The 17,124-nt window shown below is 67.6% G+C and carries 16 protein-coding genes and 1 tRNA gene; 11 read left to right on the plus strand and 6 right to left on the minus strand.

Translation table 11 applies throughout. The annotated features are described in order from the left end of the window. Positions 1 to 124 precede the first annotated feature (124 nt). The 7 genes from LDO22_RS18065 (at position 125) to LDO22_RS18095 (ending at position 8,232) form a co-directional block, all read left to right on the plus strand. Entirely contained in the window at positions 125 to 889 is a 765-nt protein-coding gene (locus LDO22_RS18065) for an NlpC/P60 family protein (protein WP_224025063.1), read from the plus strand. A gap of 265 nt (positions 890 to 1,154) precedes the next feature. After that, positions 1,155 to 1,655: an HNH endonuclease gene (locus tag LDO22_RS18070; RefSeq protein ID WP_056331149.1), complete on the plus strand. Its 501-nt coding sequence runs from the start codon at positions 1,155 to 1,157 to the stop codon at positions 1,653 to 1,655. 46 nt (positions 1,656 to 1,701) lie between these two features. Next, positions 1,702 to 2,418, plus strand: coding sequence for an NTP transferase domain-containing protein (locus LDO22_RS18075; RefSeq protein ID WP_346347074.1), 717 nt, complete (start codon positions 1,702 to 1,704; stop codon positions 2,416 to 2,418). Continuing rightward, positions 2,415 to 2,708: a DUF6457 domain-containing protein gene (locus LDO22_RS18080; protein ID WP_224025066.1), complete on the plus strand. Its 294-nt coding sequence runs from the start codon at positions 2,415 to 2,417 to the stop codon at positions 2,706 to 2,708. Before LDO22_RS18075 ends, LDO22_RS18080 begins: the two co-directional genes overlap by 4 nt. Further along, entirely contained in the window at positions 2,705 to 4,117 is a 1,413-nt protein-coding gene (locus tag LDO22_RS18085; protein ID WP_224025068.1) for a molybdopterin molybdotransferase MoeA, read from the plus strand. Before LDO22_RS18080 ends, LDO22_RS18085 begins: the two co-directional genes overlap by 4 nt. A 79-nt stretch (positions 4,118 to 4,196) precedes the next feature. Beyond that, positions 4,197 to 5,075, plus strand: coding sequence for a formate dehydrogenase accessory sulfurtransferase FdhD (gene fdhD, locus LDO22_RS18090; protein ID WP_224025070.1), 879 nt, complete (start codon positions 4,197 to 4,199; stop codon positions 5,073 to 5,075). Between the two features lie 124 nt (positions 5,076 to 5,199). Next, positions 5,200 to 8,232 (plus strand): glycoside hydrolase family 38 C-terminal domain-containing protein, encoded by a 3,033-nt coding sequence (locus LDO22_RS18095; protein WP_224025072.1) that lies wholly within the window; start codon positions 5,200 to 5,202, stop codon positions 8,230 to 8,232. A gap of 221 nt (positions 8,233 to 8,453) precedes the next feature. On the opposite strand, the gene LDO22_RS18100 is transcribed toward LDO22_RS18095, so the two are convergent. Then, complete coding sequence (locus LDO22_RS18100) at positions 8,454 to 9,191, minus strand: hypothetical protein (protein ID WP_224025074.1); 738 nt, start codon at positions 9,189 to 9,191, stop codon at positions 8,454 to 8,456. After that, positions 9,188 to 9,919, minus strand: a complete 732-nt coding sequence (locus LDO22_RS18105) for a hypothetical protein (RefSeq protein WP_159632845.1) — start codon at positions 9,917 to 9,919, stop codon at positions 9,188 to 9,190. Before LDO22_RS18105 ends, LDO22_RS18100 begins: the two co-directional genes overlap by 4 nt. A gap of 262 nt (positions 9,920 to 10,181) precedes the next feature. Here LDO22_RS18105 and LDO22_RS18110 point away from each other — a divergent pair, with 262 nt between their 5' ends. Then, positions 10,182 to 11,843 (plus strand): ABC-F family ATP-binding cassette domain-containing protein, encoded by a 1,662-nt coding sequence (locus tag LDO22_RS18110; RefSeq protein ID WP_224025076.1) that lies wholly within the window; start codon positions 10,182 to 10,184, stop codon positions 11,841 to 11,843. A gap of 2 nt (positions 11,844 to 11,845) precedes the next feature. Beyond that, positions 11,846 to 13,759: an ABC transporter ATP-binding protein gene (locus LDO22_RS18115; RefSeq protein ID WP_159632843.1), complete on the plus strand. Its 1,914-nt coding sequence runs from the start codon at positions 11,846 to 11,848 to the stop codon at positions 13,757 to 13,759. A 22-nt stretch (positions 13,760 to 13,781) separates the two neighbouring features. On the opposite strand, the gene LDO22_RS18120 is transcribed toward LDO22_RS18115, so the two are convergent. The 3 genes from LDO22_RS18120 to LDO22_RS18130 form a co-directional block, all read right to left on the minus strand. Further along, positions 13,782 to 14,198 carry an NUDIX domain-containing protein gene (locus LDO22_RS18120; protein WP_224025078.1) on the minus strand — a complete coding sequence of 139 codons (417 nt, stop codon included), beginning with the start codon at positions 14,196 to 14,198 and terminating at the stop codon, positions 13,782 to 13,784. Beyond that, a complete protein-coding gene (locus LDO22_RS18125) occupies positions 14,195 to 14,674 on the minus strand; it encodes a DUF6314 family protein (protein ID WP_224025079.1) in 480 nt (159 codons plus the stop codon). Before LDO22_RS18125 ends, LDO22_RS18120 begins: the two co-directional genes overlap by 4 nt. Position 14,675: 1 nt before the next feature. Next, positions 14,676 to 14,748 (minus strand) — tRNA-Arg (locus LDO22_RS18130). 85 nt (positions 14,749 to 14,833) lie between these two features. On the opposite strand from LDO22_RS18130, the gene LDO22_RS18135 reads away from it, so the two are divergent. Continuing rightward, positions 14,834 to 15,607, plus strand: coding sequence for a DUF998 domain-containing protein (locus LDO22_RS18135; protein ID WP_224025080.1), 774 nt, complete (start codon positions 14,834 to 14,836; stop codon positions 15,605 to 15,607). On the opposite strand, the gene LDO22_RS18140 is transcribed toward LDO22_RS18135, so the two are convergent. After that, on the minus strand, positions 15,604 to 16,230 hold the full coding sequence (locus tag LDO22_RS18140) for a hypothetical protein (RefSeq protein ID WP_224025081.1): 627 nt from the start codon (positions 16,228 to 16,230) through the stop codon (positions 15,604 to 15,606). The two genes, LDO22_RS18135 and LDO22_RS18140, sit on opposite strands and share 4 nt — an antisense overlap. A gap of 32 nt (positions 16,231 to 16,262) precedes the next feature. Between LDO22_RS18140 and LDO22_RS18145 the strand changes: the two genes are divergently transcribed. Continuing rightward, positions 16,263 to 17,093, plus strand: a complete 831-nt coding sequence (locus LDO22_RS18145; RefSeq protein WP_224025082.1) for an inositol monophosphatase — start codon at positions 16,263 to 16,265, stop codon at positions 17,091 to 17,093. Positions 17,094 to 17,124: the final 31 nt, after the last annotated feature.

The raw sequence follows: 17,124 nt of genomic DNA on the forward strand, positions 1-17,124 counted from the left end.
AGCTTTTTCGCTAGAAACCACATCCCCGTTCGGGATGCGCCGGCGTACCCCCAAGATGCCGGCGCATCCAGCTTCCCTTTGCCTGCCTACACGCGGTTCGAAGGAAAAACGAAAGAGAGAACTGATGACGACTCGTGCTACCGCACGGCACCGCGCCGAGGTCACCAAAACCAACTCGATCTCTGTCATTGCCAAAGCTGTCAGCGACAACGCCGGTGGCATGGGCCGCCAGGCTGCTGTCATCGCTGCTGCTTCCGGCCTGGTCCTGACCAGCGGCATTGCGGCCAACGCCGCCGACACCAACGTCAAGCGCGATTCCGCTCCCGCGTCCCAGATGGAAGTTGAATCCGTCGTCGACGCCCCGATCTCCGCGGCTTCCACCATTGCCATCAGCTACGAGAAGCCTGCCGTTACCACCACGCCGGCTCCCGTCGCCGAGCCTGAGCCCGAGGTTCAGGTACAGGAAGCTGCACCTGCCGCCCAGCCGGCTGCTCCCAAGGTCACCGCCAAGGTTGCCACGGCTGCCGCTCCGGCCGCCCCTGCAGCCCAGGCTTCGGCCAGCGGCAAGGGTGCTGCCATCCTGTCCGCAGCCTACGCACAGCTCGGTGTCATGCAGGACTGCACCATGCTGGTGACCAACTCCCTGGCCGCCGTGGGCATCCACTTCCACGACTGGCCGGCCGGTTACCTGTCCCTGGGCCGCACCGTGAGTGCAGCCGAAGCGCAGCCGGGCGACCTTATCTACTACGCCAACGGCGGCTCGGGCATGGCCCACATCGCTGTGTACGCCGGCAACGGCATGGCCGTCCACGGTGGCTACAACGGAAACCAGACCGTGGTCTTCAGCGCGAACGTGGGTTCCGGCCCCGTCTTCATCCGCGTCAACTAATAATTCCAGTGGCTGCCTGATCCAGCGCCGGCCGCGAATTGGGCAAGGGACCCCCGCCATCAGGCGGGGGTCCCTTGCGTCTTAATGGGCTTCTCCAGTGGAGCCCTTGCCCTTCCCGTCTTCGGGCCCGGTTCGGCTCCGGGACGGCGATTACCTGATTCTGCATTTCTTTGTTTACTCTTGTGATGTCGATCCATAGCCCGGACATGCCGAGGGCAGCCGGCCCTCGTGCCCCTGACGGGTGCGGCCGTGAAGAGGTAAGTGCATGCGCACTCTCGTTCTGAATGCTGGATATGAACCGCTGGCGGTTATCACTTTCCGCCGGGCGCTGGTGCTTGTGCTCACGGGCAAGGCAAGCGTGGTGGCCGAAGGGGATGACCCGGTGGTAGGGCCCACCGACGTCCTGGGCCGCCCGTCCGTGATCCTCCTCAACCGCTACATCCGGCCCCGGTACAACCACTCGACGGCAGTCAGCCGCAGGGGTGTGCTCCGGCGCGACGGACATAAATGTGCCTACTGCGGCAAGGCGGCGCACACAATCGACCACGTTCACCCGAAGTCCCGGGGCGGTGCCGATTCATGGGAGAACCTTGTGGCCGCCTGCCTGCGGTGCAACAACGTCAAGGGCGACCACACTCCCGCGGAAATGGGCTGGACCCTTCGGTTCGTGCCCGAGCCGCCGCACGGAACGATCTGGCAGATCAAGGAACTGGAGAAGCCGACGCCGGCGTGGGATCCGTTCCTGCTCCCGGAGCGCGCCGCCTGACGCCCTCGCGCTGCCCGGCAGCCCAGCTGATCGCTAGGCTGGGGGAGTGCAAAAGAGCATGTTGGTTTTCGACGCCCTGATCCTCGCCGGGGGACGGTCATCCCGGCTGGGCGGGGTACCCAAGCAGTCCCTGGTCTACCGGGGCCAGACCCTCCTCGAGCGTGCCGTGGCCGCGGCAGCCGGCGCCCGCCGCACCGTGGTGGTCGGTGATGCGGGATCCCTGCCGGGGGAGTCCGGGGCCGCGGGTCTGCCGGCCCCGTCCACCCGGCCGTCCACCCTGCTGATGTGCCGCGAGGAGCCGCGGTTCGCCGGGCCTGCTGCCGCAATAGCCGCAGGCCTGGCCGCGCTGGCCAAGGGAGGCGAAGGGGCGCCCTACTGCCTGGTGCTGGCGTGCGACATGCCGCTGGCCTCCCAGGCGGTGGCTGTGCTGAAGGATGCCCTGACGCGCACCGATGTGGCGGACGGTGGGGGCGGCGTGATGGCTTGTTCCGGGGATGGCAGGGCCCAGCCCCTGGCAGGTTTTTACAGCATGGCTGGGTTAACAAAGGCCTGCGCGGACCTGGCAGCCCGCAACGCCCTGGTCAACGGATCTGTGCGGGCGCTCCTTGCTAGTCTGGACGTGCAGCTTGTCACGGTCCCCGCCGGGTCCACATCCGATGTGGATACCTGGGACGATGCTGCCGCGCTGGGGATTTCCGCCGGGAACCAGCGCGCGGGCCAGGACCGGTTCATGGGCGGAGCTAACGTGGGAGGCAAGTCGTGAAAAGCCAGGACGAGACGCTGGAAGAGTGGTGCAGGGCGCTTCTCCAGGCCTACAAGCTTGAAGATGTCCAGGTGGATGTCAACGCCGTGCTGGCGCTGGCCGGCGTCGCTGCCCATGCGGTTGTCAGGCCGGCCGCGCCGCTGACCACCTTCATCGCAGGCTTCGCCGCGGGACTGGCGGCTGCTCCCGGCAGGGCAATGGACGCAGCATCGATGGACGCGGCGCTGGCCGTTGCCCGTTCCCTGGCCGAAGACTACGACGCTGAAGCCGCCGGGACTCCCGGCGAATGACAGCAGAACCCCACAGCGATCCGGAGGCGCCACCGGGCAGTGATGCAGAGGCGCACAAAACTGAACAGCCGCATGATGCCCACCATCATGCGGCCCACACCTGGCAAGAAGCCCGGCAAGCTGCGTTCGATGCAGCAACCCCCATACCCCCCGGGCCGGTGGCGCTCCGGATAGCCCTGGGCCGCCGGCTTGACCGGGACATCGTGGCCCTTCAGGACATGCCCCACTACGCGTCCTCAGCCATGGACGGCTGGGCGGTCAACGGCAGCGGCCCGTGGATCCCCGTGGAGCCCGGAACGCGGCTGGCACCGCACCAGGCCAGTCCCATCGCCACGGGAGGCCTCATCCCGCCCGGCGCCAAGGCAGTTCTTCGCACCGAAAATGCTGTCCTCGGCACGGACGATGAAGGGCTCCCCATCCTGATGACCGGCGGCAAGGCGCGCCCGGGTGAGCCCCGCGCCGGAGAGCACATCCGCAAGGCCGGGGAGGAAGCATTGGAAGGGGACACCCTGGTCAAGGCAGGGGTGGAGCTCAACCCGGCACACCTGGCGCTGGCCGCCCTGGCCGGTTACGACGAGGTCCAGGTCCAGGGGAAGCCGGTGGTCCGCCTGGTGCTTACGGGGTCAGAGGTGGTGGAACAGGGCACGCCGGCCCCGGGCCAGGTGCGCGACACGTTCGGCCCCCAGTTGCCCGACGTCGTTGCCATGCTGGGCGGCATCACCGGCGGACAGCAGCGGATCGGCGATTCCTACGACGAATGGCTGGCGGCGCTTGAGGACGTGCTGCCGGAGGTGCCCGGCGCGCCGGACCTGCCCGCCGACGTCGTTATCACCACCGGGGGTACCGGGCGCTCCGGAACGGACCACCTGCGGCGGGCTGTGGCGGAGCTCGGCGGACGGCTCATCATCGACGGCGTGGCAATGCGTCCGGGACACCCCGCGGTTCTCGCCGAACTTCCGGACGGCCGCTTCGTCCTGGGGCTTCCTGGCAATCCGCTGGCGGCCATGATGGCCCTCTCCACCGTGGGTGCTCCGCTGCTGGCCGCGTTGGGGCACCACCCCATGCCGCCCGTGGAGGAAGTGCCCTGCGGGACGATGGTCGAGCCGGACCCCGGACGCACCAGGCTGATGCCGTTCCGGCTGCTGTACGGCATGGCGTCTCCGGCGCAGCATACGGGACCGGGCATGATGCGCGGGCTGGCTGCTGCCGATGGGGTCCTGGTGGTGCCGCCGCACGGAGTGCAGTTGGGCGAACTGGTGCCGGCCTTCGCGCTGCCCTGGGGGCCGCCCATTCCGCGCCGCGGTGACGGGGAGGCCAAAGCCAAACCGCGGAGCACTGCCCGGACCGGCCAGCCCAAGGCCAAGCCGGCACCCAGTGGACCCGTGGACTGGAGCGCCCTCCTGGGCTAAGCCGGTCCTGGGTTGGTCCCGTGGGCCGGGGCAGGCTCTGTTGGTGCCATGATGGAGTAATGAACAGGCAGGGTGGAACATGGGACGAGTAACCCAGCGCCGCAAGGTGCACAAATATCTCCTGGATGGTTCTCCGGGTGCCTTGGAGTACCCGGTCCGCCACCGCGAGGATGTCCTCGCCGTGGAAGAACCGCTGGAAATCCGGCTGGGCGGCCTGTCCTACTCGGTCACCATGCGCACGCCCGGCGACGATTTTGACCTGGTGGCCGGATTCCTGGTGTCCGAAGGTGTTATCTGGACCCCTGAACAGCTGGTGTCGCTGCGGTTCTGCGCCGGCGAGGACGAAAACGGCGTCCAGACATTCAACGTGGTGGAGGCCCAGTTGCGGCCGGACGTTCCACTCCCCGACACCGGCCGCAGGGTCTATACGTCCAGCTCCTGCGGCATTTGCGGGACGGACTCCATCGAAGCCGTGCAGAAGTCCTCGCACCACAGCCCGCAGGCGGACCCGCTGACGGTGGACGCCAAGGTCCTGGCCTCCCTGCCGGACCTGCTGCGGGAGTCCCAGCGCGTCTTCGATGACACGGGCGGCGTTCACGCGGCGGGCCTGTTCAGGATCGACGACGACGGCGCGCCACGGCTCCTGTGCCTGCGCGAAGACGTGGGGCGGCACAATGCGGTGGACAAAGTGGTGGGCTGGGCCCTGCGCGAAGGGCTCCTGCCGTTGGCCGGGACGGTCCTCCAAGTGTCCGGCCGGGCATCCTTCGAGCTGGTGCAGAAAGCCTCGCTCGCCGGAATTCCCGTCCTGGCCGCCGTCAGTGCCCCGTCCAGCCTCGCCGTGGAACTGGCAGAAGCGAACGGTTTGACCGTGGCGGGATTCAGCCGCGGCACCAGTTTCAACATCTATGCCGGGGACTCCCGGATCCTGAGGCCCGAACCCGCCGTCCCAAGGACGTAGCGGCGCCAACGCCCGGGCCGGCCCGCTGCCTGGGCGCAGGGGGTTGGTTGCAGTGCTGTCAGCGGGTAGATTTGTCCATCGAATGGACTCGATGATCCAGTCTCCAGCTTAAAGAGGACCTATATTGCATGACGACCGCAGGATCACGGAAGTCCGCCTGGCCAGGTTTGTGCGGGAGCGCATTGTCCCTGCCGTTTACAGCAGGACGGTCCCGCTTGCCCTGAGCAGTTGGGAAGTGCCCGGTGAGCCGGTCCCCGCGCTCGAGGCGATGCGGCAGGAGTTCCAGCCGCAGGAGCACGGTGCCCCCTGGGGTAGGCCGTGGGGTACTACCTGGCTGCGGCTGCAGGGGGAAGTGCCCGAATCCTGGGGCGGCGGCCCGGACACCACGGTGGAGGTGGTGGTGGACCTGGGGTTCACCACCGAGGCCCCGGGGTTCCAGTGCGAGGGCATCGCCTGGCGCTCCGATGGCAGCATCATCAAGGCAATATCACCCCGCAACCAGTACATCCCGCTCAAGCTGCTGGGCAGCGGCATGGCCGTGGACTTCTACGTTGAGGCGGCCGCGAACCCGGACATGGCCCAGGGCTGGACGTTTGCCGCCACCCCGTTGGGGGACAGGGCGACCGCCGGGGAAGCCCCGCAGTACCGGCTGGGAAACATCGCCATCGCCGAACTTAACCAGACCGTGTGGGAACTCCAGCAGGACATCTGGACCCTTGCCGGCCTCATGGAGCAGCTTCCGCTGGAGCTCCCGCGCCGCCACGAGATCCTCCGGGCGCTCGAACACATGATGGACGTGATGGACCCGGACGATGTTGCCGGGACCGCGGCGGCAGGGCGGCGGGCGCTTACCGACGTCCTGACCAGGCCCGCCTATGCCTCCGCGCACCAACTGGTTGCCACCGGGCATGCGCACATCGACTCCGCCTGGCTCTGGCCGGTCCGGGAAACCATCCGCAAATGCGCCCGGACGTTCTCCAACGTGGTGGCCCTGATGGACGAGGACCCCGGCTTTGTCTTCTCCTGCTCCTCCGCGCAGCAGCTGGCCTGGATCAAGGAGCTGTACCCGGACCTGTTCGGCCGGATCAGGGAAAAAGTCCGCGCCGGGCAGTTCGTCCCGGTCGGCGGCATGTGGGTCGAATCGGACACCAACATGCCCGGCGGCGAAGCCATGGCCCGGCAGTTCGTGGAGGGCAAGGGTTTCTTCCTGGACGAATTCGGCATTGAATGCAGGGAGGCGTGGCTCCCGGACTCGTTCGGCTACAGCGCGGCCCTGCCCCAGATCGTGAAGGCTGCGGGCAGCCGCTGGTTCCTCACGCAGAAGATCTCCTGGAACCAGACCAACAGGATGCCCCACCACACGTTCAACTGGGAGGGGATCGACGGCACCCGGCTCTTCACCCACTTCCCCCCGGTGGACACCTACAACTCCGACCTCAGCGGCAGGGACCTGGCCCACGCCGAACGCAACTACCGGGACCACGGCCGCGGCACCGTGTCGCTGGTGCCGTTCGGGTATGGCGACGGCGGCGGCGGCCCCACCCGCGAAATGCTTGCCGCCGCTGCACGCACGGCGGACCTGGAGGGATCGCCAAAGGTCAGGGTCGGCTCCGCGGAAAGTTTCTTCCGGCAGGCCGAGGAAGACTATCCAGCCTTGCCGGTCTGGGTGGGCGAGATGTACCTGGAGCTGCACCGCGGCACCTACACGAGCCAGGCGCGCACCAAGAAGGGCAACCGGCGCAGCGAGCACCTGCTGCGTGAAGCCGAATTGTGGTGCGCCACGGCTGCCGTCCGCGCCGCCGGTGCCTACGAGTATCCCGGCGCCGAGCTCAAACGCCTGTGGCAGCTGGTGCTGCTGCAGCAGTTCCATGACATTCTTCCCGGCAGCTCCATTGCCTGGGTACACCAGGATGCCGAGCGGAACTACCAGGCCATCGAAGCCGCCCTCGAGTCGCTGATTGGCCGCGCTGCCGCCGCCATGCTGGGCCCGGGCGACCGCAGGTTCCTGCTGAACGCCGCACCGCATGCCCGGGATGGAGTTCCCGCGCTGGCGGCGGCTGAAGCGGCGGTGGCCCCGGAACCGGTGCAGGCCACACCGCATGAAGGTGGCTACATCCTGGACAACGGGATCATCCGCGCCGTGGTGGATGCCGACGGACTGCTCTCCTCCCTCTGCGACCACGCCAGCGGCCGTGAAGCAATCGCTCCGGGCCAGCGCGGCAATCTGCTGGAGCTTCACCGGGATACCCCCAATGAGTGGGATGCCTGGGATATCGACGAGTTCTACCGGCGCAACGTTACGCAGCTGGTCCACGCAGAATCGGTCCGGCTTGCCACCGAAGGCGGCAGCGCCGTCGTTGTGGTGGAGCGGGTGGCCGGCGCCTCCCCGCTGACCCAGCGCATCACGCTTGCCCCCGGCAGTCCGTCACTGGAGATCACCACGTCAGTGGACTGGCAGGAGCGCGAAAAGCTGCTGAAGCTTGGATTTGCCCTCGACGTCCGGGCTGACAGGTCGGCTGCCGAAACGCAGTTCGGCCACGTTTTCCGGCCCACCCACACCAACACCTCGTGGGAGGCCGCGAAGTTCGAAATCTGCGCCCACCGCTGGATCCACGTGGGTGAACCCGGCTACGGCGTGGCCGTGTCCAACTCCTCCACCTACGGCCATGACGTGGGCAGGAACATCAGGGAATCCGACGGCGGAACCACCACCACGGTGCGCCTGTCCCTGCTGCGGGCGCCCAAGTTCCCCGACCCGGACGCAGACCGGGGGCGGCACGAGTTGACCGTGACCATCCGCCCGGGTGCTGACATTGCCGATGCCGTCGAGGAAGGGTACCGGACAAACCTGGCGCCCCGGCTGGTCAGCGGAGGCGCCGGCGTGGAGCCGCTGTTCTCCGTCAGCAATCCTGCCCTGGTCATCGAAGCGGTGAAACTGGCGCAGGACGGATCCGGGGACGTGGTGGTCCGGCTGTATGAGTCGCTGGGGCAGCGCTCCCAAGGAAACATTACGGCGAACTTCCCGTTGCGGGACGTTGTGCCTACGGACCTCCTGGAGCGCACCACCGAAGCTGCTGGAGTCCAGCCCACCGGCGCGGGTGCCGTACTCAGGCTCCGGCCGTTCCAGCTGGTGACACTGAGGTTTGCCCGGGCGTAGATGCGCGGCGTGCAGGCCGCGGGCTGCCGAAAAGGGCCTTAAACAGGCTGAGTGGGGGCGGTCCCCAACGATCCGCCACCACTCATCCCCCCAATGTGTGCAAAGGCCCCCGGGACTCCCGCGTTTTGGAATTTATCCCCGTTCGAAAACGCTTGGCAGCCCCGCCTTCACACATTCATGATTGTGTCACACACTAATGATTTTGTGAAAGCCCGCGAAGGTTACGTTTCGGTAGATGTCCTGCGGCTGCGGACCGTACGCGCGTTGACCACCTTGGCCGCCCAGATCAGCGCCAGTCCAACGACGAAGCACAGCACCGCGGTGTAGTTGATGATGAACTCAATTTGGCCGAGGGCCGGCGGGATCAGGGGGAACGACAAGCTCAGCCCCGTCGCCACGGCGCCAAGGCCCAGCAGGGCGGCGGCAGCCCGGACTAAACCGGGCAGGCGACTCGACACGGCGCGGACCATGGCTGGAAGCAGGGCCAACGCAACATAGGCGGGGTACGCCCTGCCCGCAGCCCCGTAATATTCGAGCAGCGCGGAGTTCCAGGGATCGGTGCCCACCACGCCCGTAAGACCTGCGGAGGAACCACTGGTGTCCATCAGGAAGAACAGTGTCACAGCGACCGCGGATATGACTGCGAGGACTGCCATTCCTGTCCGCCCGGTGATGAACCGGTAGGCGTCCTTTGCATCAAACCCCTTGGAGATGCGGATGCCCATGAAGAAGATGGCACCGAAGATCACGAACCGGAGCAGCAGATTGGCCAGGTTGAAACCCCCCAGCGCCTGGTCGATCACCAGGTACGGGCCCTGGATGCTCAACAGGATGGCCAGGGTCATCATGGCAAAGATGCCGAAGAGGGAGCGGTTCTCACCGCGGAGGGTGCTGGGAATGCGTGCCGCCGCAACGAATGCGCAGACGGCCAGCGTGGTCCATTGAAGGGTCTCGATCATCCCAGGTTCTCCCAAATCTTCTCTGTCTGCGCCTGGTCCTGCTCCTGCCGGCGCAATACTTTGCCCAGTGCCTGGAGTCTGTCTCCTGCAAGCGCGGTTAGTTCTCCGTCAGAAAGGCTGTCCAGCGCCGCCTGCCGGGCTCCCGGGGGCCAGCCGGCCTCCTCCTCCGTGATGAGGCCGGTGGCCACCAACCCGCCGGCTGGTCCCACCCCTGCAGCCAACGCCGTGGCCATGGCAAGCTCGGGGGACAAGCGGTTGGCGGTCAGCTGGGCGGAATAATTCTGTGGGGCCACGCCGGTGGCGGCCGAAACACGGTGCCGCACCTCGCCGTCGTCAATGGCGTCAACCCAGTTCTTTACGGAGGTGGCGTGCGGGGCAGCGCTGAGGGCGGGAGCGGCCGCCCCCCGCGCGGCGTCCATGGCCGGACGGGCCAGGAGGGCCCGGAGGAGGTCTGCGCTGGAGATCTGGCTCACCAGCTCGTTCCTGGTGGGCGGGCGGGGCGGACCGGCGAGGGCGCTGTAGGCATCGAACCCGGCCAGCGCTGCCACCGGGTTGATTTTGTAGGCGCGGCTGATGCTGACCACCGTACTCACCGAGACCTTGCCACGGACCAGTTGCTGGGCCAACGTGGTCCGTTTGATCCCCGAGACCCGGCAGACGTCGGCAGTGCTGGCATCGGGTGCGATGCCCTGCAGCCAGCGCTGGAACGCCTTGGCGGAAAGGGTCATGGGGTGCTCTCTGCAGAACGGGTGGTGACGACGATTTTACCGTGCCCGCCTGCCTTGCCGGCTCGTGCCCGCCATGCCGCGGATTTTGCCCCAGGGCCACTTTCCTCTATAGTTGATGGTCGAGCCCGCTGGTCCGTACACCCCCCAAGTCCGGACCAGCGGGTTCTTCTATGTCCTGCAGCCCCAGCGGCGCCGCGGCCGCAATTATGCCGCCTCTGCCGGCCGTCGACGGCTGTCCGGGCAGCGGCGAAAGGACGAATCGATGACTGCAACCCTTGTTGCCAAGGACGTCTCCGGTGGCCATGGGCACCGCACGCTTTTTTCCGGGCTCTCGCTGACGGTGGCGCCCGGGGACGTGGTGGGCGTCGTGGGTGCCAACGGGGCGGGGAAATCCACGCTGCTGCGCCTCCTTGCCGGCGTCGACCAGCCCCATGAGGGCTCCGTCAGCCTTGCCCCGGCCGATGCCTTCGTCGGCTGGCTGCCCCAGGAACACGAACGTGTTCCAGGTGAAACGGTGGCAGCCTACATCGCCCGCCGGACCGGCTGCGCAGAAGCCACCCTTGAGATGGAATCCAGCGCGGAGGGCCTTGGTTCGGGTGCTCCCGGCGCAGATGATGCGTATGCCCGGGCCTTTGACCGCTGGATGGCCTCCGGCGCCGCAGACCTGGATGACCGCATCCCTGCCGTGCTTGCGGAGCTGGGGCTGGACGCCGGCCCGGACGCGCTGATGACCGGGCTTTCCGGCGGCCAGGCGGCACGGGTGGCACTGGCTGCCCTGCTGCTGAGCCGCTTCGATGTGGTGCTGCTGGACGAGCCCACCAACGACCTCGACCTCGCCGGCCTGGCCACCCTCGAAAGCTTCGTGACAGGGTTGCGCGGCGGGGTGGTGCTGGTCAGCCATGACCGTGAATTCCTCGCCCGCTGCGTGACCAGGGTGGTGGAGCTGGACCTGGCACAGAACAGCGTTGCCGTGTACGACGGCGGCTACGACGCCTTCCTCGAGGAACGCGCAGTGGCCCGCCGGCACGCCCGCGAAAAGTACGACGAGTTCGCCGCCACCAAGGCAGACCTGGTGTCCCGGGCACGGACCCAGCGTGAGTGGAGTTCGCAGGGCGTCCGGAACGCCATGAAGAAGAACCCGGACAACGACAAGATCCGGCGCGCCGCCAGCACCGAGTCCTCCGAGAAGCAGGCCCAGAAGGTCCGGCAGATGGAATCCCGCATCGCCCGGCTGGACGTGGTGGAGGAGCCCCGGAAGGAATGGCAGCTGCAGTTCAGCATCGGCCAGGCACCGCGCTCCAGCGCCGTCGTCGCCACGTTGCGCAACGCCGTGGCACGCCAGGGGGACTTCACGCTGGGGCCGGTAAACCTCCAGCTCAACGGTGGTGAGCGGATCGGGATCACGGGCCCCAACGGCGCCGGAAAGTCCACCCTGCTGCGCCTGCTGCTGGGAACCCAGGCACCGGACGACGGCGACGCCTCCATGGGTGCCACCGTCGCCATCGGCGAAATCGACCAGGCCCGGGGACTGCTGGACGGTGCCCAGCCACTGGGCGACGCCGTCGAGGCCGTGCTGGCCGACTGGAACAGCGCGGACGTCCGTACCCTCCTGGCCAAGTTCGGACTCAAGGCGGACCACACGTCGCGGACCGTGGATTCCCTGTCGCCGGGGGAGCGGACGCGGGCAGCCCTGGCCCTGCTCCAGGCGCGCGGCGTGAACCTGCTGGTGCTTGACGAACCCACCAACCACCTCGACCTGCCGGCCATCGAGCAGCTGGAAGAGGCCCTTGAAAGCTACGACGGCGCACTGCTGCTGGTCACCCACGACCGCCGGCTGCTCGAAAACGTCCGACTCGACTACCGGTGGCACCTGGAAAACGGCACGGTCCAGGAGCTCCACCACACTGCAAGCCAGGAGAAATAACCATGAGCATGGACCGCGTGGCGTGGAGCTCGCTCTACAACATCAGCACCGCCAAGAGCGGCTCCAAGCCGTTCTCCAAGGAAACCCTGAAGCGGGTGCTGGCCTTCGCCGCTCCCCACAAGGGCAAGCTCATCGCCTTCGTGCTCTCCTCCATCGCAGCGGCCTTCCTTGCCGTCGCCACCCCGGTGCTTGCCGGCCAGGTGGTCGACGCCATCATCGCCAAGACAGATGCCGGTACCGTGATCTGGCTGGCCGTGCTGATCGCCATCGTGGCGGTGGGCGAAGCGGGGGTGGGGCTGTTGACCCGCTGGCTGTCCTCGACCATCGGCGAAGGCGTCATCGTGGACCTGCGCACCCGGGTGTTCGACCACGTGCAGCGCATGCCCATTGCCTTCTTCACCCGCACCCGGACGGGAGCCTTGGTCAGTCGCCTCAACAACGACGTCATCGGAGCGCAGTCGGCCTTTGCCGGCACGCTTTCCGGTGTGGTGAGCAACTCCGTGGCGCTGGCCCTGACCCTGATCGTGATGCTCAACAAGTCCTGGCTGGTCACCGTGCTCGCCATGGTCCTGCTGCCGATCTTCCTGATCCCGGCCCGGCGCATGGGCTCCAAACTGGCGGACCTGCGCCGCGAAGCCGCTGCGCACAACGCCGCCATGGGCACCCAGATGACGGAGCGGTTCTCCGCGCCCGGCGCCACACTGGTGAAACTCTTCGGCCGCCCGGATGAGGAATCCCGCGAATTCGCGGCCCGCGCTGGCCGCGTCCGTGACATCGGCGTCCGCATGGCCATGCTGCAGTTCACGTTCGTCACGGCCCTGACCCTGGTCTCCGCGCTCGCACTCGCGCTGGTCTACGGACTGGGCGGCTGGCTCGCCCTGGGCGGCCAGCTCGCGCCCGGCGATGTGGTGGTCCTGGCGCTGCTCCTGACACGGCTCTACGCTCCGCTCACTGCACTGTCCAACGCCCGCGTTGAAGTCATGAGCGCACTGGTCAGCTTTGAACGGGTCTTTGAGATCCTGGACCTGAAACCGCTGATCCAGCAGAAACCGGACGCCGTGCCCGTTCCTGCCGGGCCCGTGTCCGTGGAGTTCGACAACGTCCGCTTCGCCTATCCCTCCGCGGACAAGGTCTCCCTGGCCTCGTTGGAGGAGGTCTCCACCCTGGACACGCGGGGCGGCGAGGAAGTGCTGCACGGCGTCAGCTTCCGGGTGGAACCAGGCCAGACAGTGGCCCTGGTGGGCTCCTCCGGCGCCGGCAAGTCCACCATCGCCCAGTTGCTGTCGCGGCTGTACGACGTCGACTCGGGCGCCGTGCGTCTTGGCGGCACCGCGCCGGGGACGGGGCTGGACGTCCGGGACACCACCTTCGATTCGCTGCGGGACACCCTGGGCATGGTCACCCAGGACGGCCACCTGTTCCACGAAACCATCGCCTCCAACCTTCGGCTGGCCCGGCCCGACGCCACGGACGAAGACATGTGGGACGTCCTGCGCCAGGCCCGGCTGGAGACCATGATCAGGTCCCTGCCGGACGGCCTGGAGACAGTGGTGGGGGAGCGCGGCTACCGGCTTTCCGGCGGCGAACGCCAACGGCTCACCATCGCCCGGCTCCTCATTGCCCAGCCTCGGGTGGTCATCCTCGATGAGGCCACTGCCGCGCTCGACTCCACGAACGAAGCCGCTGTGCAGGCAGCCCTGGGCGCCGCACTCGAGGGGCGGACCGCCGTCGTGATTGCGCACCGGCTCTCCACCGTCCGCGCGGCGGACGCCATCCTGGTGGTGGAGGGCGGCCAGATCGTGGAACGCGGAACCCACACCGAACTGCTGGCAGCCGGCGGCCGCTACGCCGAGCTCTACCAGACGCAGTTCGCCGAGGCCACGGCAGTGGCACAGGAATCCGTCCCCGAGTTCTAAGGGCTGGACGCCCGGCCGCTGCCTAGAGGGCCCGCGAGGCCAGCAGGGGCAGGATGTGGTCCGTCAGCAGCGGCGCGAGGTCCCGGGGGAGGGCCGCGTCCGCCGGCCTGCTGATGTCCAGCCACCGGATCTCGGCGATCTCAGCCGCGGGAGTGGCCTCCCATGTGCCCGGGGCGATGAAGACGGTGGCTTCGATATCAGTGGCGGCCTCGTTCGCGGCGTCGGCGATCCACACCCCCATCAGTTCAAGCTCCTGGGGGCGGACCACGATCCCTACCTCCTCGGCGAGTTCCCTCGCGGCTGCCTGCACAGCGGTTTCGCCCGGCTCCGGCTTGCCGCCGGGGTGCATGAACATGCCGGTCCCGCGCTTCCGTACGGTCAGGAGGCGCCCGGCGTCGTCAAACACGCAGACAGCGGAGACCACGATCCGGTCCTTCATGCGGTGATCCTTGCCAGGCGCGAGACGAGCAGCAAATCCTTGCGGGGGCCGGTGACGTCCCAGCTGTAACTGAACGCGTCCGGGCCCTGGCGGGTGTAGGACACGCGGTAGGTGTCGGGGTCGCACCAGTGGGTGTCCTGGCTGGTGTCAGGAGTGAAGCTCATGCGGTGGAACGGCCTCCCGTCGGGAAAGAACACGTCCAGCGCATCGGGCTGCGGCACGGGTTTCAGGACGTATTCCCGCGAGGCGGGACCGGTAAAAGAAGGCCAGCGCATGGTGCCTTCCTCGCGAAGGGCCAGGCCGTCGTCGTCCGTTGGCGTGAAAATCACGACGCCGGAAAAGGTTCCGCGGGTGCCGTCCGCCCTGTTTAGCAGGTCCCGCTCAAGCCGCCAACGGCCAGGCTGGCCGGCGATGTGGGGTTCGTGGACGCCCAGTAGGTAGGCGCGGAGGCTTGGCTCCGGGGAAGGAGAATTCAAGTGCCCTCGATTGGAATCGAACCAACGACACCGGCTTTAGGAGAGCCGTGCTCTATCCACTGAGCTACGAGGGCGGGTGTCCGGTGGGGCTCGGCGGGGCCGGTCCGTCCGGACACGGTTACAAGCATACAAGGTGCCGGGCCGTACTACGCTCAAGGCATGAGTCCAGCCCCCACTGCCGCTCCCGCCACTGCCTTCACCCCGAACGTAGCGTCCACCCGGCAGTACATCGGGGCGTGGGCAGTACTGAGCGTGCTGCAGTACTTCGCGGCCGAGGCTGCCGTGGCCATGGCGTGGGCGGGGCCCCGTCCGTACAACCTGCGGACCGGGTACATCAGCGACCTGGGGGCGCTCCACTGCGGAATCTATTCCGGCAGGGATGTCTGTTCGCCGTTGAACTGGCTGATGAATGCGTCCTTCGTGGTCCAGGGCCTGGGGCTGCTGGTGGGCGCGGTGCTGCTGACGTCGGGGCTGCTGCGCGTGGCCGCCCGGCCCGGTACACGGGTGGACTGGCGGCGCCGGGAACCCTGGCTTGCGGCCTCCGCCGTCCGGCTGCTCACCGGAGCAGCCGGGGCCGGGACCATGGTGGTGGGGCTGGTGCCGGAGGACGCTGGCTCACCCTGGCACTACGCCGGGGCCATCACGTACTTCATCTCCGGTGGGCTGGCATTGTTGGTGCTGGGCATCCTGTGGCTGCGGAAGACCGGGATGGCGTGGTTCCTGCTGGTGTGCGGAGGCGTATCGCTGGCGGCCACGGCCACTGGAGGGCTCACCCGCATGAAGGTTCCCGAGCCCGGCACGCTGGAGCGCCTGATGGGCTACCCGGTCACGGTGGGGATGGCCGCCGCGGGGCTGGTCATTGCCCAGCGGGTGCACCGGCACCGGAAGCAACGCCGGGCTGCGGCCGCTGCCGCAAGGACAACTGGCGTTTAGGGCTCTTTCCTTTTCCGGCTGTTGAGGAACACCGCCGCGCCCCCGGCCAGAAGGCTCAGCACCAAAAGCACCCAGCCTGCAATGGTGAGGGTGGACGCCAAGGCCACCTGGCCGGCGTCGGGACCCGGCGTGCCCATCATGGCGTCAATGGCCACGTTGCCCCACAGCCGGACCACCACGAACAGCATGGGCAGGGCCCAGAGTGCCCAACGCAACGACTTCTTCGCCACGTTGGTGCCGATGAGCAGCAGCCACGTGAAGCCGAAAATCAGTGGGAAGAGCGTCCCGGCGGTCTTGTGGACGTAACTCAGCTGGCCCAGGGCATCGCCGTTCATAACGCCCTGGAGCCTGCCGATGTATCCGGCGTCAAAACCGCCGACCAGGGAATCCGGCATGGCCATGTCCTGGGACAGCTGCGTGAGCTGGGTCAGGGTCAGCAGGTGCAGGTACCAGAACAGGAACAGGCTGGCCACCACACCGGCAATGACGATCAGGTTGCTGTTTCCCTGCGCCTTTTCCGGCGTGCGCGACGTGGTGGGGTTGACCACCGGCGGCAGGTGGTGCTGCGGCACAGCCGCGTTGGCGCCGTGCTTCTTGATCCGCTGGGCAGGGGTTTTGGCCATGGCACCATTATCCCGCCCCATAAACTGAACCCATGACCACTGGCCGACACAGCGCAGCTGTTCTTGACCCCTCATTGGATGACTACGACCTGGCAGCCGCCCTGGTCCGGGAAGCCGGGCAGCTGGCGCTCCTGATGCGCATGGCCGGGCTTGAGTCGGAACAAAAGACTTCTGTGTCCGACGTCGTCACCGCGGCCGACCACGCCGCTGAAGCCTACGTCCTGGAACAACTGCGGCGCTGCCGGCCGGACGATGGGATCGTGGGCGAGGAAGGTGCTTCCGTCCAGGGCACCAGCGGCCGGACGTGGGTGATCGACCCCGTGGACGGCACCTACAACTTCCTGCACGGTTCCACGTACTGGTGCTCAGCCATCGCCCTCAAGGACCGCCGCGATGTGCTGCTGGGCGCCGTCTTCCAGCCTGAAGAGGACAAGCTGTGGCTGGGCGGGCATGACCGGCAGGCCACCTTGAACGGTGAAGCGCTGACCTCGTTTGCCGTCGACGAAGGCAGGCGCAACACCACCAGCGTCGCCGAACTCGGCGCTGCCACCTACATCCACCCCACCTGGTTGATGGACCCGATGTGTGCCATGCCGTGGCACGCTGCAGCCACCTCCGCCGCATCCCTCCGCATGCTGGGATCCGGTTCCTGCGACCTCGGCCGGGTTGCCGACGGGCAGCTGGGGTGCTGGTTCCAGCACAGCTGCCCGGAATGGGACTGGCTGCCGGGAAAGGCGATCGTTCTTGCGGCCGGCGGCGCCGTGGACACCGTCCGGGTCAACGGGCTGGAGTGGTTCATCGCAGGAGGAACGACGGCGGTCCGCGAGCTGCGTGCGGCCCTCGAGTCAGGCTCGGTGTCCTGAAGAAATCGCCCGCGCAGCGGGAGTAATCCAC

The sequence above is a fragment of the Arthrobacter sp. NicSoilC5 genome (assembly GCF_019977395.1).
GTDB lineage: Bacteria > Actinomycetota > Actinomycetes > Actinomycetales > Micrococcaceae > Arthrobacter.

Coding starts and splice junctions, on each gene's coding strand:
- LDO22_RS18140 (WP_224025081.1), bottom strand. CDS start 16,230: ATGGCCAAAACCCCTGCCCAGCGGATCAAGAAGCACGGCGCCAACGCG.
- LDO22_RS18135 (WP_224025080.1), top strand. CDS start 14,834: ATGAGTCCAGCCCCCACTGCCGCTCCCGCCACTGCCTTCACCCCGAAC.
- LDO22_RS18115 (WP_159632843.1), top strand. CDS start 11,846: ATGAGCATGGACCGCGTGGCGTGGAGCTCGCTCTACAACATCAGCACC.
- LDO22_RS18145 (WP_224025082.1), top strand. CDS start 16,263: ATGACCACTGGCCGACACAGCGCAGCTGTTCTTGACCCCTCATTGGAT.
- fdhD (WP_224025070.1), top strand. CDS start 4,197: ATGGGACGAGTAACCCAGCGCCGCAAGGTGCACAAATATCTCCTGGAT.
- LDO22_RS18100 (WP_224025074.1), bottom strand. CDS start 9,191: ATGATCGAGACCCTTCAATGGACCACGCTGGCCGTCTGCGCATTCGTT.
- LDO22_RS18065 (WP_224025063.1), top strand. CDS start 125: ATGACGACTCGTGCTACCGCACGGCACCGCGCCGAGGTCACCAAAACC.
- LDO22_RS18085 (WP_224025068.1), top strand. CDS start 2,705: ATGACAGCAGAACCCCACAGCGATCCGGAGGCGCCACCGGGCAGTGAT.
- LDO22_RS18120 (WP_224025078.1), bottom strand. CDS start 14,198: ATGAAGGACCGGATCGTGGTCTCCGCTGTCTGCGTGTTTGACGACGCC.
- LDO22_RS18070 (WP_056331149.1), top strand. CDS start 1,155: ATGCGCACTCTCGTTCTGAATGCTGGATATGAACCGCTGGCGGTTATC.
- LDO22_RS18105 (WP_159632845.1), bottom strand. CDS start 9,919: ATGACCCTTTCCGCCAAGGCGTTCCAGCGCTGGCTGCAGGGCATCGCA.
- LDO22_RS18110 (WP_224025076.1), top strand. CDS start 10,182: ATGACTGCAACCCTTGTTGCCAAGGACGTCTCCGGTGGCCATGGGCAC.